Origin of the sequence: Streptomyces sp. SS7 (assembly GCF_037993025.1) — a bacterium.
Taxonomy (GTDB): Bacteria; Actinomycetota; Actinomycetes; order Streptomycetales; family Streptomycetaceae; genus Streptomyces.
In genome coordinates, this window is record NZ_CP141223.1 from 9,117,687 (window position 1) to 9,140,677 (window position 22,991).

A 22,991-nucleotide genomic window follows, 5' to 3' on the forward strand; every position below is an offset into this window, starting at 1 on the left:
CCCGCCGGGTGGTCCTCAGCCGGGAGCCCCGGGACCCCATCCGCGCCGTAAAACGTGTTAAAAGCCGATATGGCGGAATAGCTGGCCTAGGGTGATCCCGTGCGCGGAATCCTGTTGGCCGGAGGGACCGGCTCGCGACTGTGGCCCTTGACCCGTTCGGTGTCGAAACAACTGCTGCCGGTCTTCGACAAACCCATGGTGTATTACCCGCTCTCCACACTGGTGATGGCCGGCGTCCGGGAGATTCTCGTCATCACCACGCCCGAGGACCAGGGCCAGTTCCGCCGGTTGCTCGGTGACGGAAGCCACCTCGGCCTGCGGCTGGAATACGGGGTGCAGAAACGCCCGGAAGGCATCGCCCACGCATTCGTGCTGGGCGCCGAATTCCTCGGCGGGGAATCCGTCGCCCTCATTCTCGGCGACAACATCTTCCACGGCAGCGGACTCGGCACCCGGCTGGCCCGGCACGAGGATCCGGTGGGCGGCCGGGTGTTCGCCTACCAGGTCGCGAACCCCTCGGCGTACGGCGTGGTGGAGTTCGACGACCGCGGCCGGGCGGTCTCCCTGGAGGAGAAACCGGCCCGTCCCCGGTCCCGCTACGCCGTCCCCGGCCTGTACTTCTACGACCACCGCGCCGTCGACATCGCGCGCGCCCTGCGGCCCAGCGCCCGGGGCGAGCTGGAGATCACCGATCTCAACCGCGTCTATCTGGAGGCGGGCGAACTCCGGGTCACCCGGCTCGACCGGGGCACCGCCTGGCTGGACACCGGGACGTTCGCCTCCATGGTGCAGGCCTCGGAGTTCGTCCGGGTCATCGAGGAACGCCAGGGCTTCAAGGTCGGCTGTGTCGAGGAGGCGGTCTGGCGGGCCGGACTGATCGACGACGACCGGCTGCGCGAACTGGCCCGGCCGCTGCTGAAGAGCGGATACGGCCACTATCTGCTCGGGCTGCTGGAGGAGGGCCGGCCCCTCGTCGCGGCCCGGCCGGACCGGGGGCCCGGCGGTGCGAGAAAGGTGAGCCCATGAGAGCGCTCGGGATCGAAGGGGCGTGGGTGGACACGCCCCGGGTGTTCGCGGACGACCGGGGCCGCTTCCACGAGTGGTTCAGGAGCGAGGACTTCCGCGCGGCCGTCGGGCACCCGTTCACCTTCGAGCAGGCGAACTGCTCCCGTTCGGTGCGGGGGACGCTCCGCGGTGTCCACGCCGCGGCCGTCCCGCCCGGCCAGGCGAAGTACGTCACGTGCGTCGGGGGTGCCGTCCTCGACGTGGTGGTCGACATCCGCGTGGGTTCCCCGACCTTCGGCAAGTGGGAGGCGGTGCGGCTGGACGACACGACACACCGCTGCGTCTATCTCTCGGAGGGACTCGGCCACGCCTTCATGGCGCTGGAGGACCGTTCCACCGTCGTCTACCTCTGTTCGCGGGGATACGCACCGGACCGTGAATTCGGGATCGACCCGCTCGACCCGGCCCTGGCGATCGCATGGCCCGACGACGTCACCCCCGTCCTGTCCGCGAAGGACGCGGCGGCGCCGACCCTGGCGGAGGCCGAGCGGCAGGGGCTGCTGCCGTCCTTCGAGGAATGCGTGGCCTTCCGCGGCCGTCTGTGACGCCGCTCGGGTGATCCTCATGGTCGAGATGGGTCGTCAATTCATCATTTTTTCATAGCGGTGGAAGGGATGAGGTCGTTCATGGCGGGCCGCTGCACGCGAGGTGCGCGCCGCCTTCCGCTCCCTCCCCAACGTGAGGAAGGTTCTCTTGAACCGCAGGACTATCCGAATTGCGCGCCTGAAATCCGTCATCATGGTCACGACGGGCGCGGCGACGGTGGCGCTGAGCGTGCTGCCCAGCACGGTGGCGGTCGCCGACGCGATGCAGCGGCCGGACGCCGGTCGCCCGGTACTCCAGCAGGTCCCTGAGGGGGTGTCCGAGGCGGCCGTGACCGACGCGATCCGCCGCGCCGGCTCCGACGGCCGCGCGCCGGTGGACTCGTACGGCGGCCCCACGGCCCACGGGGGCCGCGACCCCCACCACCAGCAGGGTGCCCGAGGCCCGCAGGGCCCCAGGGGCCCGCAGGGCCCCAGGGGCCCGCAGGGGCCCAAGGGCCACCCGGGCCGGCCCGGCAAGCCCGGACCGCAGGGCGCTCAGGGTGCTCAGGGCGCGCAGGGAGCCCAGGGCGCGCAGGGAGCCCAGGGCGCTCAGGGCGCGCAGGGTGCCCAAGGTGCTCAGGGCGCCCAGGGTGCCACCGGCCCCGCGGGCCTGAGCACCTACATCGTGGCCGCGTTCTCCGGGGCCCCGGGCAACACCGCGACCGCCAACTGCCTGAGCGGCGACATCGCGACGGGCGGCGGGTTCATCGCGGGCAACGGCTCGCGGGTGTCCAGCCGGCCGGTCGGCGCCGCGGGTGCCGCGGCCACGGGGTGGCAGGCCACCCAGAGCATCGGGGTCAACGGGATCACCGCCTTCGCGATCTGCGTCGACCTGTGACCTGCCGGTGAGGTGCGCGGTCGAGCCGTCCACCTCACCTGGAGACGAGTGACGGCGCCCCGGGGCCAACGGCCTCGTGGGGCGCCGTCGCCCTCGTCGCCCGCTGTCCCTGACGGGCCTCCCGATCCACCCCCGGCCCCCTTCCTGGAGGACTCGTGCGCCCCACGGTGTGCCTGAACATGATCGTCAAGGACGAGGCGCCGGTGATCCGGCGGTGCCTCGAATCCGTACGCCCCATGATCGACCGCTGGGTCGTCGTGGACACGGGCTCGACCGACGGCACGCAGGACGTCATCCGCGAGACCTACCGGGACCTGCCGGGGGAGCTGCACGAGCGCCCCTGGAAGGGGTACGACGGGAGCCGCACCGAGGCGATCGAACTCGCCCGGCCCGGTGCGGACTACCTCCTCTTCGTGGACGCGGACGACGTCATGACCCTCGAACCGGGTTTCCGCATGCCGGAGCTGACCGAGGACGCCTACCGCGTCGACATCCGCTACGGTCCCTTCCGCTACTGGCGGCCGGCCCTGGTCTCGACGCGCCTGCCGTGGCGCTACCGCGGTGTCCTGCACGAGTACATCGACTGTGGCTCGCGGTACAGCCTGGGGACCCTCGCGGGGGCCGAGATGGTCATCCTCGGCGGCGGCGGCCGCCTCAGGAACGAAGGCACCCGTGCGAAGTACCTGCGCGACGCGCAAATCCTGGAGCAGGCCCTGCTCGACGAGCCCGGGAACGCCCGCTACGCCTTCTACCTGGGCCAGAGCCTGCGCGACGCCGGTGAACCGGAGCGGGCGCTCGACGCCTACGACCGCCGGGCCGCCATGGACGGCTCGGCCGAGGAGACCTACTGCGCCCGGCTGTGGGCCGCTCGGCTCGCGGAGAGCCTGGAGCGGCCCTGGACGGAGGTGATGGACCGTTACCTCCGTGCGTACGAGACCCGGCCCTCACGGGCGGAGGCCGTCGGCGACCTGGCGCGCCTGTGCCGGACGAACGGCCCGCGCTGGCCGCTCGCCCACCTGTTCGCCCGTCAGGCGGCCCGCATCCCCTTTCCGCAGGACGACCTGCTCGTCGAGCCCGGCTGGTACGAATGGCAGGCGCTCGACGAACTCGCCGTGGCCGCCTACTGGGTGGGCGAGTACGAGGAGTGCAGGGACTGCTGCGAACGCCTCCTGGAGAGCGGCGGGGTGCCCGCCGAACACCGTGAGCGGGTGACCCGGAACCTGGAGCTGGCCCGGGAGCACCTCGGTCTGACGCGGCTCGTGGGGGTCTGACGGCCCCTACACGAGCAGCTTCCCCCCGCACCGCGCGGCGCCCTCCTTCATCGCGATGAGGTTGGCGACCACGTACGAGATGTCCTTCTCGGTGTGCCACTCGCTGGGGAAGTAGGTGACCAGCCGGGAGGACTGGAAGCGGGCCTCGATGTCGGGGACGAAGGTGCGGTACTGGTCGTCCGTGTAGTACCAGAACGAGTTCTCGTTGTAGTAGGCGACGTGCGTCGGGTCCTGGTACGCGCCGCGGCCGTCGGAGCTGGCCGTCAGGGTGAGGAGCATCCCCCCGGGCGCCAGCAGCCGGTACAGCTCGTTGATCAGCGGCACTTTCGCGGGGACGTACTCCAGGAAGTTCACCGCCCGCACCAGACCGACGGAGTCGTCGGGCAGGTCGAGCCTGCCGGGGAGCGTCGCGACGATGTCCACGCCCTCGCCCGCCCGCCGGTCGACGCCGGTGTACCCCGGCGGCTTGCGGCCCGCCGAGCCGAGGTCCAGGGCGAGCAGCCCGCGCCGCAGCGTCCAGGCCAGCGCGTTGGCCTCGATGTACTTGTCGTACAGGGCGACCGTCTCGCGCTGGATGTGCGCGTTGATCTCCGGCTCGCACTGCGTGTTCGCCGGGTGCACCCGCTGGAGGTACAGACAGCGGTCGAGGTGGTGGAAGTCGCCGAGGTGGAACAGACGGCACATCAGGTCCTGGTCGTCCAGGACGGTGCGCGTGGCGTCGTACCCGCCGGCCTTCTCGTAACTCTCCTTCCGGAAGGCACGGACGTGGTTGGGCGCGTACCAGATGTAGGCGACGTTGTGCGGCGTCGGCGCGAGCGAGACGACCTGGAGCAGCCGGCGGCCGTCGACGTCCACGTCCTCGTACTGCCAGCCGAACGTCTCGTCGAAGCGCGTCTCGTCCCGACCCCCGTCCTCGGTGATCTGCGCGGTGTTGCTGTACACGAGGACGGCCCCGGGATGCGCGTCGAACGCCTTGCCCAGCTCCGCCAGACAGGCCTTGGCCAGCAGGTCGTCGTGGTCGAGTTCGACGAGGATCTCGCCGCGGGCCAGCTCGCAGGCCCGGCGCTTGGCGGCGCCGACACCGGACACCTCGTCCGCGATCACCACCCGGATCCGCTCGTCGGGGTATTCCGGCCGCCAGCGGGCGCCGTTGTTGAGCAGGACGATCCACTCCCAGTCCGGACACGTCTGCGCCTGGAGCGTCGCCAGGCACTCGTCGAGGAAACGCGGACGGTGGCTGGGGGTGAAGACGGAGAACCTGGGGGTGGCGGTCGACGGCGTCATCTGCTGCTCCCTGCGTCGCTCGGGGCGGATGGGGCGACGCCGGTGACATCCCGGAATCCCGCAGGTAGGTGGCCTGGGTCGCAGTGGTCCGCAGCCGGGCAGGCGCCGTTTCCGCCGAGGGTACGAGCCTGGCCGGACACCGGCGCCGCACGGCGGGGGCCGGTGGCCGCGGACCACCCGAATGCACGCACTGCCCGGCCCCGTCGAGGGGGAGGAGCCGGCCGGCTCAGGCCGGGGCCGTGATCTCCCGCTTGAGGATCTTGCCGCTCGGACCGGTCGGGAGCCTGTCCATCAGCCAGATCTCCCGCGGGTACTTGTACGCCGCCACCCGCTCCTTCACGAATGCGCGCAGCTCGTCCGGGGTCGCCCGGGCGCCCGGGCGCAGGACGACCGCCGCCGCGATCTCCTCGCCCAGCCGCGCGTGGCCGACTCCCACCACGGCGGCCAGCGCCACGGCCGGGTGCTCGTGGAGGACCTCCTCGATCTCCCGCGGGTAGACGTTGTAGCCACCCCGGATGATCATGTCCTTCTTGCGGTCGACGATGTAGAAGTAGCCGTCCTCGTCCTGCCGCGCCAGGTCGCCGCTGCGCAGCCAGCCGTCGGGAACGGCCGCCGCCGTCTCCTCGGGACGGTTCCAGTAGCCCTTCATCACGTTCGGGCCGCGCACGGCCAGTTCGCCGACCTCGCCCGCCGGAACGTCCTGCCCCTTCTCGTCCAGCAGCCGCACCTCGACGTCCTGGACCGGGGTGCCGATGGACCCCGCCTTGCGGGGACGGTCGGGATGGTTGAACGTCACCACCGGACTCGTCTCCGACATGCCGAAGCCCTCCAGGACCGCGCAGCCGAACCGCCGCTCGAAGCCGTGCAGGATCTCCACGGGCAGCGAGGCACCGCCCGAGATGCACATCCGCAGCGTCGACACGTCCGCCTCCGACGGGTGCTGGAGCAGCGCGGCGTACATGGTGGGCACCCCCTCGAAGACCGTGGCCCGGTCGCGGGAGATCGCGTCCAGCACGGCCTGCGGATCGAAACGCGGGACCAGCGTGAGCGAGGCACCGGCCCGGACGGCCACGCTCATCGTGCAGATCTGACCGAAGATGTGGAACAACGGCAGACAGCCCACCACCACGTCGTCCGCGGTCATCCGCTGCACATGCACCGTGTTGACCTCGGTGTTGTGGCGCAGCCCGCCATGGGTGAGCGCGGCCCCCTTGGGGCGGCCCGTGGTCCCGGACGTGTACAGCAGCACGGCCACGTCCGCGTCGTCCGTCCGCGCCACGCCCGGCAGCGGCTCGTGCCCGGCCAGCAGCCCGGCGAAGGCGGAGGGCTCCACGGCCACCTGCCGCACCCCGGCCGCCGCCGCACCCTGCGCGCCCTCGCCCGGCGCCTGGTGCCACTCGAACAGCAGGCTCGCCCCGGAGTCCGTGAGGTGGTACTCCGTCTCCCGCGCCTTCAGCAGCGGGTTCAGCGGGACGACGACGGCCCCGGCGCGCAGAGCGCCGTAGTACAGGACGACGAACTCGGGGACGTTGGGCAGCATCAGCGCCACCCGGTCGCCCGGGCGCACCCCCTCGGCCCGCAGCAGGGCGGCGGCACGGGCACTGGCCCGGTCCAGCTCCGCGTACGCCACGACCCGCTCGCCCAGCCGCAGGGCGGGACGGTCCGGCTGCCGCTCCGCCGTGTCCACCAGAAAGCCCGCCAGATTGGCCATGCCCGCCTCCACGCATCTCACCGCTGAAATCCGCCGTTCACGTGCACGACATGGTGCTGGCGCATCCGGCGGCGACCTATGGCCCGGGGGACAGCATCCGGCCACCGGGTTTGTGCCAGAGGACAAGACGGCCGGTCTAAGCTGCGGCAATGGACCTCTCGGGTGTGACGTCCGCGCTCCACGCGCGGCTGCCGGAACTCGGCGAGCGGATGGCGCGGCGCATCCGCTCCGCCGTCCCCGCCTACCAGGACGAGTCACTGATCCCCTTCGACTCGCTGCGCCGCTCCTGCACCGCCAACGCCGACCTCGTCCTGAGCCACTTCCACCGCACCGACACCCCCGATCCCCGCCCGGCCCGGGACACCGGCCGGGTCCGCGCCGAGCAGGGCATGCCGCTCGCCGACACCCTGCACGCCTACCGGATCGGCTTCGAACTGCTGTGGTCGGAGATCATCGAGGAGTCCCGCACCCACCCCGAGGTCACCGACGCCGTGCTGGTCACCCGGTCGGCGGAGATCTGGGCGCTGTTCGGCCGCTACGCGGAGGCCGTGGCGGCGGCCCACCGGGAGACCGCCGCCGAACTGACCCTCCAGCGTGAGGCCCGCCGCTCGGCGCTGGTGGAGGCCCTGTTCACCGGCGTCCTCGCCGACCGCACCACGCTGTGGGAGGCCGCCCGCGAGCTGGGCCTGCCCGAACAGGGACCGTTCGCGGTCGTCGCCGCGGCCGCGGGCGCCCCCGGCGAGGAGCCCCTCAGCGGCATCGGGGCCGCGCTGCGCCAGGCACGCCTGCCCTCCGCCTGGCGGCTGCTGCCCCACCAGCAGATCGGCGTGGTCGCCCTGGCCGCCCCGGGGGCCGAGGACGCCTGTCTGCGCGCTCTGCGCCGCTCCCGGGCCCGGATCGGCGTCAGCCCCGGTTTCCTCTCGCTGCGCGACACCCCGCAGGCCCTGCGCTTCGCCCGGCTGGCCCTGGCCGGGCTGCCCGGTACCGGGCCCGGCGTCGCCCGCTTCGACGACAACCCGCTGGCCATGCTCGTCGCCGCCGCGCCCGCCGAGGCTGCCCATCTGACGGAGGTGGTCCTCGGACCGGTGCTCGCGCTGCCCGCCGCCGAACGGGCCCGGCTCCTGACCACCCTGGAACACTGGTTCGCCGCCGCAGGCTCCGCCGCCGACACGGCCCGTACCCTCTTCGTCCACCGCAACACCGTCCGCTACCGGCTGCGCCGCGTCGAGGAACTGACCGGCCGCTCCCTCTCCGACCCCCGTGCGACGGCGGACCTCGGCGCCGCCCTGCTCGCCGTAGGCACCTCGGGGCCGGGCGGGGGCGGGGCGCCCGCCGGGACCCCGCGGGACTGAGCCCTCAGGTGTGCCAGACACCCGTGAAGTCGATACGGCCGGACCAGCCGGGGTGGTCTATCAGCGGGTTGCGGTTGCCCTGGATCTCCGCGGCGGCCGCGTTGCGGTGCTGCTCGTACTCGCTCACCGGCTCGCTGTCGTGCCAGGTCAGCAGGGTGGGCAGCCGCTCCGGCGGGAACTCCCGCGGCGCGTCGCCGACCAGCCCCGGGTAGCGCAGCAGGAAGTACAGGGTGGCCCGGGCGACGGTCCCCCTGCCCTGTTCCGGCTCGAACCCCTCGTCCTCACGCCTCCCGCAGGCGTCCCGCACGGCCTCCCGCACCTCGGGGAAGTCGATGTAGGGGAAGTTGCCCCGGAAGCTGTTGCACCCGGCCTCGCACGCGAACAGATGGTGCAGATCGCCCCGCATCGGCTCCTGCTTGGCGAACCACGACTGCGGCACGACGTGTTCGCAGTTGAACGGCATCGCCTCCTCCAGCGCGTCGAACTCGGCCTCGAACTCGGCCGGGCCCGCCGTGCTCTCGTGCAGCAGCAGCTCCCGGACCCGGGTCAGCCGGCCCTCCGCGACGGCGGCGTCGGCCCGGATGAACTCCTCCGGCGCGAAGTCCCGCCCGGAGTAGACGCCGTGCAGCCGCCCGTCCTGATGCAGGTCGACCCACGGATACACCAGCCGGATCGGTTGGTACCTCGGCCGGGGCGCGTGGGTCCGCTCCAGCAGACCGGTGAGCGCGCGGCGCAGCGCGTCGCCGTTCAGGTCGCCGACGCCCGCGTAGTAGGCCTCGCGGGCGGCCCGGTCGGCGGTCCGGTCGTAGTACGGCCGGTCCTGGGCGAGCCGCAGGCTGACCAGGGCGGCGGTCACGTCCCGGCCGGCCGCCGAGGCCGTCCCCGACGGGGCGGTGGCGGCGGCGCCGGCGCCCGGTGCGGCGGGTGGCGGCCCGACCGGCGGCGCGAGTGGCGTGGGCGGGGGAGGGGGCGCGGAAACGGGCGGCGCACCGTCGGCGCCGACGACCGTCGCCGCGTACCCCGACGGACCGACGCCGACGGTGACCCACAGGGGCACGGTCAGCCCCGTGGTGCCGTCGGCGCCGCGCGCCGCGCGGGCCCCGTCGGCCGCGGCCCCGTCGGCGGCGGTCGGGGCCGGCGGAGCGCTCCCGGGCGGCGCCGCGGGGACAACGGATACGGCCGGTACGGCCGGTGCGGACGGCCCCCCGGTGAACACCTCGTCCCGCAGCCTTGCCGTCTCCCCGCCCGGGCTCATGGCGTGCAGAGCCCTCAGCACCCGGCTGATCCGCACCCCCTCGTTCGCCTTCCACGCCAGCCGCGCCTCGCCCATGTCCGGCTGCCGAACCGTGCCGTCCACGCTCAGCGGTCTGCCCTGCTCGTCGGTCCTCGGCACGACCGAGTGGTGCAGGGCCACGACCTCCCACTGGTCGTTGAAGACCGGCGCACCCGAAGATCCCGGCTGGGTGTCGCTCTCGTAGTGCAGGAAGTCGTCGAGCACGTCCACGACCCGGTTGTCCCGCAGCGCCAACTGCTTCGGCTCGCCCCGGGGATGATGGACGACGGTGACGGACTCCCCGATGACGACCTTGCCCTGTGCCGCGCTGAGCGTGAGCCGTCCGTACGACGACAGCGCCTCGCCCCGGGTGCCGTGCGGCGCGACCGCGACCAGGCTGAAGTCCAGCCGCTCGTCGGTGACGAAGAACCGCCGCGGCTCCAGCCCGAACACGGCCGGCACGAGCGGACCGCCGCCGACGCCGTCCTGGAAGGCGAACGCCACCTCGCCGCGGGCCGCCTCCTCCTGATCGCCCAGCACGTGGTGGTTGGTCAGCAGCAGTGCGGGGGAGACGAGGAAGCCGGTGCCGTGACCGCCGCCGGGCCCTCCGACGGTGACACGGCCGACCGGACGCGCGGCGAGGACGCCCTCCTCCAGGAACGCGACGGGCGTGAGGTCGGTGCGCCCGATGAGCCGCTCCAGGCCCAGCAGCTCTCGGCCGAAACGGTCCGGAGGCAGCGACAGGGTGCTCGACGCGGTGGCCGCCGGAGCCGACGGCGCCCGCTCGATCGCCCGGGCCAGCGACCAGTCGGCGCCGAGCCGGGCCAGCCGCTTGCCGACCCGCTCCGGATCGTCGGCGTACAGCACCCCGGCGGTGGCGAGCACCGCCTTGTTGCGGTCGCGCCGCTCGGTGCGGTCCGTGTAGCGCCGGGCGGCCCGCGTCAGTTGGGTGAGGCAGTCCGAGGCGCGCCGGGTGCGCGGTTCCGTCGTCATGGTCCGCCTCCTCGGCCTTCACGGACCGAAAGTCCGCTACGACGGGTGTGCGAGGATGGTCATGACCTACCTGACATCATCACCTTTCGGGGTGGTTCACGCCAATCGGGGCCTCAGTCGCTGCCGCGCAGCGCCACCCAGGTGGCGTGGGCCACGACGCCGTCGGCCGACAGACCCTTGTCGCCCTGGAAGGCGCGCACCGCGCTCGTCGTCTCGGGGCCGAACTCACCGTTCACACCGCCGCTTCCGATGCCGTAACCGCGCTCGGTCAGCATGCACTGCACCTGGAGCACCTTCTTGCCGCTGTCTCCCTCGCCGGTCTTCCCGTTGCCGCCGTAGTACGTGCAGTCGGTGTTCCAGGGCTGGGAGGCGGGCGGTTCGGCCGCCGGGGTCGTGGCGTCCGTGCTCGGCGAAGCGGAGGCGCCGGTGCCGGTGCCGGTGCCGGTGCCCGTGCCGGCGGTGGTGGTGGTGGAGGCCGGGGCGCCGGGCGTGCTGCCGGCGGTCGTCGAACCGGAGGCCCCCGGCCGCGCCGGGTCACCGCTGCCGCCGACGTCCGCCCGGCCGTCGGCGGAACCCGCCACCGAGGCCCGGTCGGGCACACCGGACGCCCCCGGCCGGGCGACGCCGCCGGGCAGCCGGCCGGGTGCCGTGCCGGACGCCGTCTCCATGTCCTGGGGCGGGGCCGCGGTCGTCCCGCCGTCCGGCTGCAGGAGGACGAGCCCACCGGCGGCGACCGCGCACAGCGCGACCCCCGCCGCCACGGCCATCCCGCGCCCGCGGCGGCTCCACCGGCGGGATCCGCCCGGCGGTAAGGCCGCTGACGCCGCTTCACGAGGGGCGGAGCCGGGCGGCCGCTCGGTCGAGGCGTCCTGGCCGGCCGCGCCCGGCAGCGCGGCCCCGGCCGACCCGCCGGAAGCCCCGTTGGCGGCGGACGAGGCCGACTTGGCACCGGCGCCGGTCAGGGCCGCCCCGCCACCGGCACCCCCGAGGGCCGTCCCGGCGGCGGCGCCCGACAACGCCGATCCGTCACCGGCGGCGGACAGGGCCGACGCGTGACCGGCACCCGACACCCCGGACCCGTCCCCGGCACCCCTGAGGGCCGTCCCGGCGGCGGCGCCCGGAAGAGGCGCCCCGTCACCCGCGCCCGCGGCAGCCGACCCGTCCCCGCCGCTCGGCAGCCCCGACGAGCCGTCAGCGGCGGCCAGGGCCGGCGCGTCACCGGCGTGCGACCGCGCCGGTGCGGCATCGGTCCCGAACCGCGACTCGGAGCCGGCGGCGGACGGCACCGGCGAGGACAGCGGAGCGCGCTCGGCGTCGAACGGGTCCACCCGTGCGGCGGCCAGGCCCGCCGGTGCCGGGCGGCTCACCGGGCCCGGTGCGGCACGGGAGGCCGAGGCGGGCCGGCCCGCCGGGAGCAGGCGGACCGCCCGCTCCACCGGGACCCGGTGCAGCGTCTCGTACGCCTCCTGCCGGGCCAGCACCTCGCCCCGGAGCGGCTCGGGCCAGTCGTCCGCACCGGTGTGCGCCGCCCCGAACGCGACCAGTTGACCGGCGGTGGGCCGCAGTCCGGGCTCCTTGGCCAGGCACTGGGCCAGCAGCGCGGCCAGCTCGGGGTCGGCCGCCGCGAGCGCGCCGGTCACCTGCGGGTCGGGCTCCTCGAACGCCACCCGGTGCATCACGTCGACCCCGGTGCCGTCCCCGAACGGGGCCCGCCCGGTGACCGCGTACACCAGGCTCCCGGCGAGCGAGAACACGTCCGAGGAGGCGTCGCAGTGGCCCGTCCTGAGGTACTCCGGCGACATGTAGGCCGGGGTGCCCACCCGGTTCCCCGTGCCGGTGAGCGCGCTGGCGTCCGCGGCCTTGGAGATCCCGAAGTCGATCAGATGCGCGCCCTGCACGGACAACAGCACGTTGGACGGTTTGAGGTCCCGGTGGACCACCCCGGCGGCGGACAGGGCGGCCAGCGCCCGCCCCAGATCGGCGACCAGTCGCCACACACTGGCCGCGGGCAGCGCGCCGCCCCCGCGGACGGCCTCCGTCAGATCGAGCCCCGGGATGTACTCGGTGGCCATCCACAGCAGTTCGTCGTCGAAGCCCGTGCCGCACAGCCGGGGCGCGTACGGCGGGCCCAGCCGGGCGTGCACCGCCGCCTCCCGCTCGAAACGGCGCTGGAAGCGGACGTCCTCGGCGTACTCCGGCCGGATCACCTTCACCGCGAACAGCCCCGGGCCGTCGTCGGCGGCCCGGGCCAGGTACACCCGCCCCATCCCGCCGCTGCCGAGCAGCGCCAGCGGCACATAGGGACCGACACGGCCCGGATCCCCGACCCGTAGGGGTGAGGCGCCGGTCTGCCGCAGTGCGGCGGCCTCGGCCGCCAGGGCAGTCGGTGGGGTCGGCCGCTGGTGAGTCACGGAACTCCCGAAGTGATGTTCGCCGTACGCCTGTTCGTTCTATGGCGGGAACAACGAGGCTAGCCCAGTCGTCGCCTGTGCTCAGCCTTTCAAACACTTCCGTGATCGCTCGGTCACCCGCCCCCGGTGCGATCCGTTCCGCGCCCCGGGGCCGTCCGCCCCCCTGCCCGGTGCCGCCCGGCCCTCGACCGGTACCGTCCGCCCGTCAGGCCGTCGATCCCCGCCCCACACCGAGCCGTTCGAGGAGCCGCTCGCGATGGAGGGCGGCCACGGGGCCGATCAGGTCGGGGTGGCGCAGCAGGACCGCCGCCCGGCGGTCGTGGTCGTCGGGTGCGAGCAGACGCCGGAACCGCACCGGCGTACCGCGGGCGAGGGCGCCCCTGGTGAGGCGGGCCACCGCTCGCGCGGCCAGTTCGGGCTCGGTCAGGAGGCCGGCCGCCCAGCTCGCCACGACCTCGTCGACCCAGCAGCGCCAGGCCGGGTCGTCCGGGTCCGCCCCGGTGCCGCTCAGGCGGTCGAGCCCGGCCGAGCCCCCCGGACCCGAGCCCCCGCCGGGCCCCGCACCCGTCGTCGCCGGATAGCGCAGCCGGGCCGCGACGGTGACCGCCTGGCGGGCCTGCGCCTCGCACAGGGCGGCGGCGAGCGCGCCACCGGGAGCGGGAAAGGCGCGCGTCAGCCACAGCGTGGTCGCGGCGACGATCGGGGCGAGTTCTGCGAGCACTGGGGACCGTCCGTGCGTGAGGGTTCTCGCGAAAACGGTAGCGGAGCCCTGCGCGCTCTCTTGACGTGTACTTGGCACGGTGGCTTGATGGGAGCGCTCCCATGCCCTCGTGCACCCGAACGCCCCCCACCCCCGCCTTCTTGGCCTCACTCCTGGAGTCGCAGTGAGAACGACAAGAAGCACGACGACGACGTACGGCACGACGCGAAGGACGGCGAGCCGGACCGCCCGCCCGCCCCGGCAGCGCTCCCTCGGCGCCCTGCTGACCCGGCTGGCCGTCCTCCTCGGCCTGGTCGGCCTCGGCGTCCTCGCCCCGTCCCAGGCCCAGGCCCGCCCGGACGGCCTCGCCGCCACGGGGCTGCACATAGCCGACGGCCGGCTGGTCGAGGCCAACGGGAACGACTTCGTCATGCGCGGCGTCAATCACGCGCACACCTGGTACCCCGGCCAACTCCGGTCGCTGGCCGACATCAAGGCGCTCGGCGCCAACACCGTCCGCGTCGTCCTCGCCGACGGCCACCGCTGGAGCGCGAACAGCGCCTCGGACGTGGCGAACGTCATCGCCCAGTGCAAGGCCGACCGGCTCATCTGCGTCCTGGAGGTGCACGACACCACCGGGTACGGCGAGGAGTCCGCGGCCGGTACCCTCGACCAGGCCGCCGACTACTGGATCGGGCTGAAGGACGTCCTGGCCGGCCAGGAGAACCACGTCGTCATCAACATCGGCAACGAGCCCTGGGGCAACACGAACCCCGAGGGCTGGACCGCTCCCACCATCGCCGCCGTGAAGAAGCTGCGCGCCGCCGGGTTCCAGCACACGATCATGGTGGACGCGCCCAACTGGGGCCAGGACTGGCAGGGCGTCATGCGCGCCAACGCCCGGTCCGTGTACGCCGCCGACACCACCGGCAACCTGATCTTCTCGATCCACATGTACAGCGTGTTCGACACCGCGGCGGAGATCACCGACTACCTCAACGCCTTCGTCACGGCCAGACTTCCGCTCCTGATAGGCGAGTTCGGTGGTCCGGCCGACCAGTGGGGGGACCCCGACGAGGACACCATGATGGCCGCCGCCCAGCAGCTGAAGCTGGGTTGGCTGGCCTGGTCCTGGAGCGGCAACACCGACCCGGTCCTCGACCTGGCGACCGCCTTCGACCCCACCCGCCTCAGCTCCTGGGGCCGGCGCGTCTTCGACGGCGTCAACGGCATCGCCCAGACCGCGAAGGAAGCCACGGTGTACGGCGGCGGCACCCCGGCCGACAGCCAGGCGCCGACCACCCCCGGCACCCCGACGGCCTCCGCCGTGACGGCCACCTCCGCGACGCTCACCTGGACGGCCGCGACCGACAACGTCGGCGTGAGCGGCTATGACGTCGTCCGGATCAGCGGCGGCACGGAGTCCGTCGTCGCCGCCTCCACCACCAACGGTGCGACCGTGACCGGGCTCAGCGCCGGTACGGCGTACACCTTCGCGGTCTACGCCCGGGACGCGGCCGGCAACCGCTCGGCCCGCTCGGGCACGGTCGCCGTCACGACGAGCACCGCGCCCGCCACCCCCTGCTCCGTGCGCTACCGCGTCGTGGGCGAGTGGCCGGGCGGCTTCCAGGGCGAGATCGTGCTGGGCAACCCGGGCACCGCCGCGATCAACGGCTGGAGGCTCGCCTTCGCCTTCGCCGACGGGCAGACGGTGACGAACATGTGGGGCGGCACGGCCACCCAGAGCGGCGGCGCGGTCACCGTGGCCCCCGCCTCGTACACCACCACGGTCCCCGTCGGCGGCTCGGTCACCGTCGGCTTCATCGGCGCCAAGGGCGGCACCAACACCGCCCCGACCGCCTTCACCCTCGACGGGACCGCCTGCACGACCACCTGACCCGACGCCGCACCCGGCCGTCCGGCACCCCACGCCGCCGGCCGGGTGCGGGGGTCGGCAGAAAAAGGGCTTGCCGGGGCCGCTCGCATCCCCGTAGCGTCGCAGCACTCTTACGCATCACGCTCTCTCGAACGATCGCCGCAGAAAGGGAGCAGGCCCGCGCACGGCGCGCGGAGTCAGGAGGGGCGGCAGCCCTGTCCGCATGCCCTCCTGAAGGACTGTCCCCATGAAGATCGGCCTCGGCCTTCCCATCGACGACCCCGCCCTTCTCCTGACCTGGGCCCGGCGCGCCGACGCGGGCCCGTTCAGCACCCTCGGCCTGCTCGACCGGCTCGTCTTCGGCAACCCCGAGCCCCTGGTCACCCTCGCCGCCGTCGCCGGCGCCACCTCCCGCATCCGCGTCCAGACCGAGGTGCTCATCGCGCCCGTCCACCGCACCGCCCTGCTCGCCAAGCAGACCGCGACCCTCGACCGTATCTCCGGTGGCCGGTTCACCCTCGGTGTCGGAGTCGGCGGCCGGGACGACGACTTCCTCGCCGCCGGCGTCGACCCGCGCCGCCGCGGCCGCCGCCTCGACGAGCAGATGGCCCTGCTGCGCCGCCTCTGGGCCGGCGAGCCGTACGGGGAGGGCGCGGCGTCCATCGGACCCGCGCCCCTCACCCCGGGCGGCCCCGAAGTGCTCTTCGGGGGCTTCACACCCGCCGCCCTCGAACGGGTGGGCCGTTTCGGCGACGGCTTCCTCGGCGCCGCACTGGCCCCGAACCACCTCGACGGCCTCTTTCGCCAGGTGGAGGACGTCTGGGAGAGGTACGACCGCCCCGGCCGGCCGCGGCTCGTCGCCCAGATCAGTGTCGCCCTCGGCCCGCAGGACACGGTGGACCGGGCCCGGCGCAACCTCCTCGACTACTACGCGTTCACCGGCCGCGCCGCCTACATGGCCGACGGGCTGCTGACCACCCCGCGGACGATCGGTGCGGCCGTCGCCGACCTCGCCGGCATCGGCGCCGACGAGGTCGTTCTGTACTGCTGGGCCCCCGACCCCGAGCAGGTGGACCGGCTGGCCGAGGTGGTGTCCCAGCCGCTCCCGGCACAGGGGTACGTGAAAATTCGTACAAAGGGCGATCCGGGTACCGTGTGACCATGTCCACGACGCCGCGCTGGCTCACCGCAGAGGAACGACGGGCCTGGCTCGCCTACGTCGACTTCTCCACCCTGCTCGCCGACCACCTCAACCGGCAGTTGCGGCGCGACGCGGGCATGACGCACTCCGACTACAGCCTGCTCGCCTACCTCTCCACGGCCCCCGACGGCGTCCTCGGGATGTCCGAACTGGCCCAGCGGCTGAAGATCACGCGCAGCCGGCTCACCCACGCGGTGAACCGGCTGCGCGAGGTCGGCCTCGTCGAGCGCCGGGAGGACCCCGCCGACGGCCGCGGCCAGCTCGCCCACCTCACCGAGGAGGGCAAGGCGCTGCTCGTGGAGGTCGCCCCCGGCCACGTCGAGGCCGTCCGCCGCGCGGTGTTCGACGTCCTCACGCCCGCACAGGTACGGCAGTTCGCCGAGATCGGCGAGGCCATCAGCGACGCCCTGCACCGCGCCGAGAGCACCGAGGCCGATCCGGCCGTGCTGCCCTGGCGACGCCGCTGAACGAGGGGTCCGCCCCACCTCCGTGACGGATTCCGGCAGTTCGTCGGGCCCGGCATCGAGAAGAACCGGCCCGGCGCGCGTACCTGGAGGTACGGGGCTGCCCGCCCCCTTCGCAACACGCCAACGATCCAAGGGACGTACCTCGTGAACGCAACCGCCGCCATCGGTGTCACCGGCCTCGGCGTGATGGGCCGCAACCTCGCGCGCAACTTCGCCCGCAACGGTTACACCGTCGCCGTCCACAACCGATCCGTCGGCCGTACCCGCGCGCTCGTCGAGGAGTTCGGCCACGAGGGCGCCTTCGTCCCCGCCGAGTCGGCCGAGGAGTTCGTGGCCGCGCTCGAACGCCCCCGCCGACTGATGATCATGGTGCAGGCGGGTACGGTCACCGACGCCGTCATCGACGAGTTCGCCCCGCTCCTGGAGCCCGGCGACATGATCATCGACGGTGGCAACGCCCACTTCGCCGACACCCGCCGCCGTGAGGCGGCGCTGCGCGAGAAGGGCATCCACTTCGTCGGCACCGGGGTCTCCGGCGGCGAGGAGGGCGCCCTGCACGGGCCGTCGATCATGGTCGGCGGGTCGAGCGAGTCGTACGACGTCCTCGGCCCGATGTTCGAGTCCATCAGCGCGAAGATCGACGGCGAGCCCTGCGCCGCCCATGTCGGCACCGACGGCGCCGGCCACTTCGTCAAGATGGTGCACAACGGCATCGAGTACGCCGACATGCAGCTCATCGCCGAGGCGTACGACCTGCTGCGGCAGGTCGCCGGCTACACCCCCGCCGAGATCGCCGACGTCTTCCGCACCTGGAACGAGGGCCGCCTCGGCTCCTACCTGATCGAGATCACCGCCGAGGTCCTCGCCCACACCGACGCCGCCACCGGCCTCGCCTTCGTCGACGTCGTCACCGACGCCGCCGGCCAGAAGGGCACCGGCCGCTGGACCGTGCAGACCGCCCTCGACCTGGGCTCCCCGGTCACCGCCATCGCCCAGGCCACCTTCGCCCGCGCCGCCTCCGGCCAGCGCGAACTGCGCGCCGCCTACGCCGGGCTGCCCGGTGGCACCACCCCGCCGCTCAGCCGCACCGAGGCCGCCCGCTTCACCTCCCAGGTCGAGCACGCCCTCTACGCCTCCAAGGTCATCGCCTACGACCAGGGCTGGAAGATGATCCAGGACGCGGCCGCCGAGTACGGCTGGAAGATCGACCTGGGCGCGGTCGCCAAGATCTGGCGCGGTGGCTGCATCATCCGCGCCTCCTTCCTGGACCGCATCCGCGCCGCGTACGCCGCCGACTCGGAACTGGTCAGCCTCCTCGGCGAGATGGAGTTCGCCATGGAGATCACCGACGCGCAGGTGCCGTGGCGCGAGACGGTCGCCTCCGCCGCCCGCCGGGGCATCCCCGTCCCCGCCTTCTCGGCGGCCCTCGCCCACTACGACACCCTGCGCGCCGGACGGCTGCCCGCCGCCCTCCTCCAGGGCCAGCGCGACTACTTCGGCGCCCACACCTACGGCCGTACGGACCGCCCCGGCGCCTTCCACACCCACTGGGCGCAGGACGGCCGCCCGGAGACCGAGGCCTGAGAGGGCCCCGGCCTACGGGGGCCGGTCCGCGGCGCGAGCGGGTCCGGGCCGACACGGCTCGACCCGCTGCAGCCCGGGCCGGCCCGGTCCCCGTCCGGTGCGGTCAGCCCCGGGCGGTCACCGACTGCCGGATCACCAGTTGGGTGCTGAGCACCACGTGGTCGTCCGCGGAGACCCGCTCCTCCCGCTCCAGCGCCAGCCGAACGGCGGACCGGCCCAGGTCCTCGTACGGCACGCGGACCGTGGTCAGCGCGGGGGTGAGGTCCGCCGCGAAGGGCACGTCGTCGTAACCGACCAGGGAGACGTCGTCCGGGACGCCCAGCCCGGCCTCGCGCAGCGCGGCCAGCGCGCCGAGGGCCACCATGTCGGTGCCGGCGAGGACGGCCGTGAACTCCTGCCCCGCGCGCAGGGCGTCACGGGTGCGCAGATAGCCCGAGGCGCGGGTGTACGGCCCCGGCACGTCGAGTTCCTCCTCGTACGGCACGCCGTACGCCCGCAGCGCGTCCAGGTGGCCGGCCCGGCGCTGCTGGGCGGTGGCGAACCCGGTCTCGCCGCCCAGGAACAGCACGCGCCGGTGCCCCGCGGCGAGCAGGTGGCCGGCGGCCTGGAAGGCGCCCCCGCGGTTGTCGTACTCGATCACCGTGGCCGGCGCGCCGGCGGGCAGCGGCGGGCGTCCGACCAGGACCAGCCGGGATCCCGCCGACGCCAGGCCGTGCGCGTATCCGGCCATCCGCGCGTAGTAGGCGTCGTCGACCTCCGCGCCGCCGACGAGCACCACGGCGGCGGCGTGCTGTTCGCGCATCAGCTGCACGAGGTCGTTCTCGCGGGCCGGATCGCCGTGCGTGGCGCAGACCAGGCTCAGCCGGCCGCGCGTCGCCGCCTCCTGCTCCACTCCGGCCGCCACATGGGCGAGGGAGGGGCTGGTGATGTCGTGGAGGACCAGGGCGACGGGGCCCGGAACGCCGCCCGACAGCGCCTTGGCGTGCACGTTCACCACGTAGTGGAGTGCCTCGACCGCCGCGGTCACCCGGGCGCGGGTCGTCTCGGACACCGGGTAGTTCCCGGCCAGCGTGCGGGACACGGTGGCCACCGACACGCCCGCCCGGGCGGCGACGTCACGGATGGTGGCGGGCTTGTCCCGGCCCGCGGTGCCGCGCCGCCGCCTGCCCCCGCCCGCGGGCAGCCGGCCCGCGCTGTCTCCGGTGGTGTGATCCGTCACGCGGCACGACGTTACTGCATCCGGGGGTGCCCGCAGACGGGCGTGACGGCCGCACTGATCGCGGTCTGCGCCCGGCGGACGGGCGGCCATCGGCTCGATCGGCTTCCGACGGCCGCCCGGTGTCGGACCGGGTGCGCCACACCCGGCGGGATCACCCGAGGTGACGCAGCGCTACTGGGCGCTCGTCGCCGGGTACGTCGGGTACTCGACCCCGGAGACGTGCTGCACGACGCGGACGACCTGGCAGGAGTAGCCGAACTCGTTGTCGTACCAGAGGTAGAGGATGGCGTTGTCGCCGTCGACCTTGGTGGCGCCCGCGTCGACGATCGAGGCGTGCCGCGAGCCGATGAAGTCCATGGAGACCGCGTCGGGGGCCGTGGTGAAGTCGATCTGGCGGCGGAGCGGCGAGGTCAGCGAGACGTCCCGGAGGTGGTCCAGGACCTCGTCACGGGTGGTCTCGCGGCCGAGGCGCAGGCTGAGGATGGCGATCGAGACGTCCGGCACGGGCACCCGGATCGAGCTGCCGGTGATCGGTGCCTTGAGCTCGGGCAGCGCCTTGGCGACGGCGGACGCCGCACCGGTCTCGGTGATCACCATGTTCAGCGGCGCCGAGCGGCCGCGGCGGTCGGCCTTGTGGTAGTTGTCCAGCAGGTTCTGGTCGTTGGTGAACGAGTGGACGGTCTCCACGTGGCCGCGCTCCACACCGAACTCGTCGTTCATCGCCTTCAGCGGCGGGACGATCGCGTTGGTGGTGCAGGAGGCGCAGGACAGGATCTGCTCGTCCGGCTTGATCGTGTCGTGGTTGACGCCGTGCACGATGTTCGGGACGTCGCCCTTGCCGGGCGCGGTCAGCACGACCTTGTCGATGCCCGGCCGCAGGTGCTGCGAGAGGCCCTCGCGGTCGCGCCACTTGCCGGTGTTGTCGATCAGGATGGCGTTGTCGATGCCGTACGCCGTGTAGTCGATCTCGGCCGGGCTGCCGGCGTAGATCACCTTGATCGCGTTGCCGTTGGCGACGATCGTGCCGTTCGCCTCGTCGACCGTGATCGTGCCCTGGAACTGGCCGTGGACGGAGTCGCGGCGCAGCAGCGAGGCGCGCTTGACCAGGTCCTGGTCGCCGCCGCCGCGCACCACGATGGCGCGGAGCCGCAGGCCGTTGCCGGAGCCGGTCTTCTCGATGAGCAGCCGCGCGACGAGCCGTCCGATGCGGCCGAAGCCGTACAGGACGACGTCACGGGGCTCGCGGCGGTCGATCTTGTGGGCGCCCGTGGCGCCCGCGACGGCCTCGGCGGTGAAGTCCAGGACCGACAGACCGCGGTCGTCGGCGCGGTGGCTCTCGGCGAGGATGCCGATGTCGATCTGGGACGGGCCGAGGTCGAGCGTGGTGAGTGCCTCGAGGAACGGCAGGGTCTCGGTGACCGAGAGCTCCTCGCCCGCGATCTGGCGGGCGAACCGGTGGGTCTTGAGGATGCTGACCACCGACTTGTTCACCAGGGAGCGGCTGTGCAGCAGGATCGTCACGTCCCGCTCGCGGTGCAGCTTCCCGATCATCGGGATCATCGACTCCGCGATCTCCTCGCGGTTCTTCCAGTGGGTGAACGAATCGTCGTTGAGCGTCACGGGCCTATCTTTCGAGCTAGGTGGCGCTCAGATGCTAACCCGACGTTCACCTGATCATTCAAGCGGGGGTGTGCTCAGGTGTGCAGGACCGTGCGGCCGGCGGGGGATCCCCAGGGCGCACAGCGCCCCGGCGAACACCACGGCGACCCCCACCCACACCGCGGGATGCAGGCCGTCGACGAACTGCCGGGGGTCCTCGGTGCTGCCGTGGGCCACGAACACCGTGCTCAGTACGGCGATGCCGAGCGCGCCGCCGACCTCGCGCACGGTGGTGTTGGCGCCGGAGGCCTTGCCCGCGTGCTCCTCGGCGACCGAGCCGAGCACGACCGCCGCCGTCGGCGCGAACACGAACCCCATGCCGACACCGGCCACGACCATCGGACCGACCAGCGAGGCGTAGTCCGTGTCGACGTCGGCGACCAGGTTGATCCAGCCCAGTCCGACGCCCTGGAGGAAGAGCCCGAGGGCCATCAGCCGGCCGCCGCCGACCTTGTCGGTGAGCAGTCCGGCGACGGGGGCGACGAACATCGGCATCAGCGTCCAGGCGAGCGTGCGCACACCCGCCTCCAGTGGGGTGCGCGCCGGCACGATCTGGAGGTACTGCGCGAGCAGGAACAGCGAGCCGAAGACCCCGAAGTACATGGTCGCCGAGACGACGTTGGCAAGAGTGAAGGCCCGCACGCGGTAGAAGGACAGCGGCAGCATCGGATGCTCGGTCCGGGCCTCCCGGGCGACGAACGCGGCCAGCAGCACCGCGCCGCCGGCGAAGGCGCCGAGCACCCGTGCGGAGGTCCAGCCGTCGGGCTCGCCGCGCACGATCGCCCACACCGCGGCGCACAGTCCCGACGCCGCCAGCACCATGCCGGGCAGGTCGAGCCGGATGCCGGGCAGGGAACTCTCCTCGAGCGCGAACAGCACCAGCGGGACGGCTGTCACGCACACCGGCACGTTGATCCAGAAGATCCACTGCCAGTCCAGGCCGTCCACGACCGCACCGCCGACCACCGGGCCCATCGCCACGGCGAGCCCGCTCACCCCGGACCACACGCCGAGCGCCATCCCGCGCAGCCGCGCCGGGACCGCCTGCGACAGCAGGGTGAGCGACAGCGGCATGACGGCGGCGGCGCCGAAGCCCTGGACCGCGCGGAAGGCGATCAGCCCGGCGCCGGTGTCCGACAGGCCGCAGCCGACGGAGGCCAGGGTGAACACGGTGATGCCGACGACGAACACCCTGCGGCGCCCGAAGCGGTCGCCGAGCGCGGCGCCGGTCATCAGCAGACAGGCGAAGCTCAGGACGTAGGCGTTGACGAACCACTGCAGTTCCTGCGTGTCCGCCTTCAGGTCGACGGCCAGGGTGTGCAGGGCCGTGGAGACGACGAGGTTGTCCAGCGCGACCATGAACATGGGCACGCTCGCCGCGACGATCGCGAGCCAGAGGGGTGTCCGGCGGCTGCCGGTCGCCGGGGCGGAGGCGGCCGGGTCGTCGAGGACCGGGCTCTGCGCGGACGGTGTCATGGTCGGGCTTCCTCCGGGGTGGGGGGT

17 protein-coding genes are annotated in these 22,991 nt (G+C 73.4%); 9 read left to right on the forward strand and 8 right to left on the reverse strand.

Features of this window, described 5'->3' with window-relative positions:
• Positions 1-99: 99 nt before the first annotated feature.
• The 4 genes from rfbA to U5640_RS41035 all read left to right on the forward strand — a co-directional run bounded on the left by rfbA (position 100) and on the right by U5640_RS41035 (position 3,758).
• Entirely contained in the window at positions 100-1,026 is a 927-nt protein-coding gene (gene rfbA, locus U5640_RS41020) for a glucose-1-phosphate thymidylyltransferase RfbA (RefSeq protein WP_340384304.1), read from the forward strand.
• Positions 1,023-1,610, forward strand: coding sequence for a dTDP-4-dehydrorhamnose 3,5-epimerase (rfbC, locus tag U5640_RS41025; protein ID WP_340384305.1), 588 nt, complete (start codon positions 1,023-1,025; stop codon positions 1,608-1,610). The genes rfbA and rfbC overlap by 4 nt, the downstream gene beginning before the upstream one ends.
• Positions 1,611-1,803: 193 nt before the next feature.
• Positions 1,804-2,487 carry a hypothetical protein gene (locus U5640_RS41030; RefSeq protein WP_340384306.1) on the forward strand — a complete coding sequence of 228 codons (684 nt, stop codon included), beginning with the start codon at positions 1,804-1,806 and terminating at the stop codon, positions 2,485-2,487.
• Between the two features lie 155 nt (positions 2,488-2,642).
• Positions 2,643-3,758, forward strand: coding sequence for a glycosyltransferase (locus U5640_RS41035; RefSeq protein ID WP_340384307.1), 1,116 nt, complete (start codon positions 2,643-2,645; stop codon positions 3,756-3,758).
• A 6-nt stretch (positions 3,759-3,764) separates the two neighbouring features.
• Here U5640_RS41035 and U5640_RS41040 read toward each other — a convergent pair whose 3' ends face one another.
• Positions 3,765-5,042: a glycosyltransferase gene (locus U5640_RS41040; protein WP_340384308.1), complete on the reverse strand. Its 1,278-nt coding sequence runs from the start codon at positions 5,040-5,042 to the stop codon at positions 3,765-3,767.
• Between the two features lie 226 nt (positions 5,043-5,268).
• On the reverse strand, positions 5,269-6,753 hold the full coding sequence (locus tag U5640_RS41045; protein WP_340384309.1) for a long-chain fatty acid--CoA ligase: 1,485 nt from the start codon (positions 6,751-6,753) through the stop codon (positions 5,269-5,271).
• A 149-nt stretch (positions 6,754-6,902) separates the two neighbouring features.
• Here U5640_RS41045 and U5640_RS41050 point away from each other — a divergent pair, with 149 nt between their 5' ends.
• On the forward strand, positions 6,903-8,105 hold the full coding sequence (locus U5640_RS41050; protein ID WP_340384310.1) for a helix-turn-helix domain-containing protein: 1,203 nt from the start codon (positions 6,903-6,905) through the stop codon (positions 8,103-8,105).
• Positions 8,106-8,109: 4 nt separating this feature from the next.
• Here U5640_RS41050 and U5640_RS41055 read toward each other — a convergent pair whose 3' ends face one another.
• The 3 genes from U5640_RS41055 to U5640_RS41065 all read right to left on the reverse strand — a co-directional run bounded on the left by U5640_RS41055 (position 8,110) and on the right by U5640_RS41065 (position 13,503).
• Positions 8,110-10,371 (reverse strand): endonuclease, encoded by a 2,262-nt coding sequence (locus U5640_RS41055; protein ID WP_340384311.1) that lies wholly within the window; start codon positions 10,369-10,371, stop codon positions 8,110-8,112.
• Positions 10,372-10,484: 113 nt separating this feature from the next.
• Entirely contained in the window at positions 10,485-12,782 is a 2,298-nt protein-coding gene (locus tag U5640_RS41060; protein WP_340384312.1) for a protein kinase, read from the reverse strand.
• A 205-nt stretch (positions 12,783-12,987) separates the two neighbouring features.
• Positions 12,988-13,503 carry a hypothetical protein gene (locus U5640_RS41065; RefSeq protein WP_340384313.1) on the reverse strand — a complete coding sequence of 172 codons (516 nt, stop codon included), beginning with the start codon at positions 13,501-13,503 and terminating at the stop codon, positions 12,988-12,990.
• 262 nt (positions 13,504-13,765) lie between these two features.
• On the opposite strand from U5640_RS41065, the gene U5640_RS41070 reads away from it, so the two are divergent.
• The 4 genes from U5640_RS41070 to gndA all read left to right on the forward strand — a co-directional run bounded on the left by U5640_RS41070 (position 13,766) and on the right by gndA (position 18,610).
• Positions 13,766-15,379, forward strand: coding sequence for a cellulase family glycosylhydrolase (locus U5640_RS41070; RefSeq protein WP_340385631.1), 1,614 nt, complete (start codon positions 13,766-13,768; stop codon positions 15,377-15,379).
• A 226-nt stretch (positions 15,380-15,605) separates the two neighbouring features.
• Positions 15,606-16,517 (forward strand): LLM class flavin-dependent oxidoreductase, encoded by a 912-nt coding sequence (locus U5640_RS41075; RefSeq protein WP_340384314.1) that lies wholly within the window; start codon positions 15,606-15,608, stop codon positions 16,515-16,517.
• A gap of 2 nt (positions 16,518-16,519) precedes the next feature.
• Positions 16,520-17,026: a MarR family winged helix-turn-helix transcriptional regulator gene (locus U5640_RS41080; RefSeq protein ID WP_340384315.1), complete on the forward strand. Its 507-nt coding sequence runs from the start codon at positions 16,520-16,522 to the stop codon at positions 17,024-17,026.
• A gap of 144 nt (positions 17,027-17,170) precedes the next feature.
• A complete protein-coding gene (gndA, locus tag U5640_RS41085; protein ID WP_340384316.1) occupies positions 17,171-18,610 on the forward strand; it encodes an NADP-dependent phosphogluconate dehydrogenase in 1,440 nt (479 codons plus the stop codon).
• 103 nt (positions 18,611-18,713) lie between these two features.
• Here the strand turns inward: gndA and U5640_RS41090 are convergent, their stop codons facing one another.
• The 3 genes from U5640_RS41090 to U5640_RS41100 all read right to left on the reverse strand — a co-directional run bounded on the left by U5640_RS41090 (position 18,714) and on the right by U5640_RS41100 (position 22,964).
• Positions 18,714-19,733: a LacI family DNA-binding transcriptional regulator gene (locus U5640_RS41090; RefSeq protein WP_340385633.1), complete on the reverse strand. Its 1,020-nt coding sequence runs from the start codon at positions 19,731-19,733 to the stop codon at positions 18,714-18,716.
• Positions 19,734-20,000: 267 nt separating this feature from the next.
• Entirely contained in the window at positions 20,001-21,449 is a 1,449-nt protein-coding gene (locus U5640_RS41095) for a glyceraldehyde-3-phosphate dehydrogenase (RefSeq protein WP_340384317.1), read from the reverse strand.
• Between the two features lie 54 nt (positions 21,450-21,503).
• Positions 21,504-22,964 carry an MFS transporter gene (locus tag U5640_RS41100; protein ID WP_340384318.1) on the reverse strand — a complete coding sequence of 487 codons (1,461 nt, stop codon included), beginning with the start codon at positions 22,962-22,964 and terminating at the stop codon, positions 21,504-21,506.
• Positions 22,965-22,991 lie beyond the last annotated feature (27 nt).

What these genes read in the sequence shown, in the direction of transcription:
- U5640_RS41100 (WP_340384318.1), bottom strand. Translation starts at nt 22,964, where the DNA reads ATGACACCGTCCGCGCAGAGCCCGGTCCTCGACGACCCGGCCGCCTCC.
- rfbC (WP_340384305.1), top strand. Translation starts at nt 1,023, where the DNA reads ATGAGAGCGCTCGGGATCGAAGGGGCGTGGGTGGACACGCCCCGGGTG.
- U5640_RS41050 (WP_340384310.1), top strand. Translation starts at nt 6,903, where the DNA reads ATGGACCTCTCGGGTGTGACGTCCGCGCTCCACGCGCGGCTGCCGGAA.
- U5640_RS41030 (WP_340384306.1), top strand. Translation starts at nt 1,804, where the DNA reads ATGGTCACGACGGGCGCGGCGACGGTGGCGCTGAGCGTGCTGCCCAGC.
- U5640_RS41055 (WP_340384311.1), bottom strand. Translation starts at nt 10,371, where the DNA reads ATGACGACGGAACCGCGCACCCGGCGCGCCTCGGACTGCCTCACCCAA.
- U5640_RS41080 (WP_340384315.1), top strand. Translation starts at nt 16,520, where the DNA reads ATGTCCACGACGCCGCGCTGGCTCACCGCAGAGGAACGACGGGCCTGG.
- U5640_RS41045 (WP_340384309.1), bottom strand. Translation starts at nt 6,753, where the DNA reads ATGGCCAATCTGGCGGGCTTTCTGGTGGACACGGCGGAGCGGCAGCCG.
- U5640_RS41040 (WP_340384308.1), bottom strand. Translation starts at nt 5,042, where the DNA reads ATGACGCCGTCGACCGCCACCCCCAGGTTCTCCGTCTTCACCCCCAGC.
- U5640_RS41075 (WP_340384314.1), top strand. Translation starts at nt 15,606, where the DNA reads ATGAAGATCGGCCTCGGCCTTCCCATCGACGACCCCGCCCTTCTCCTG.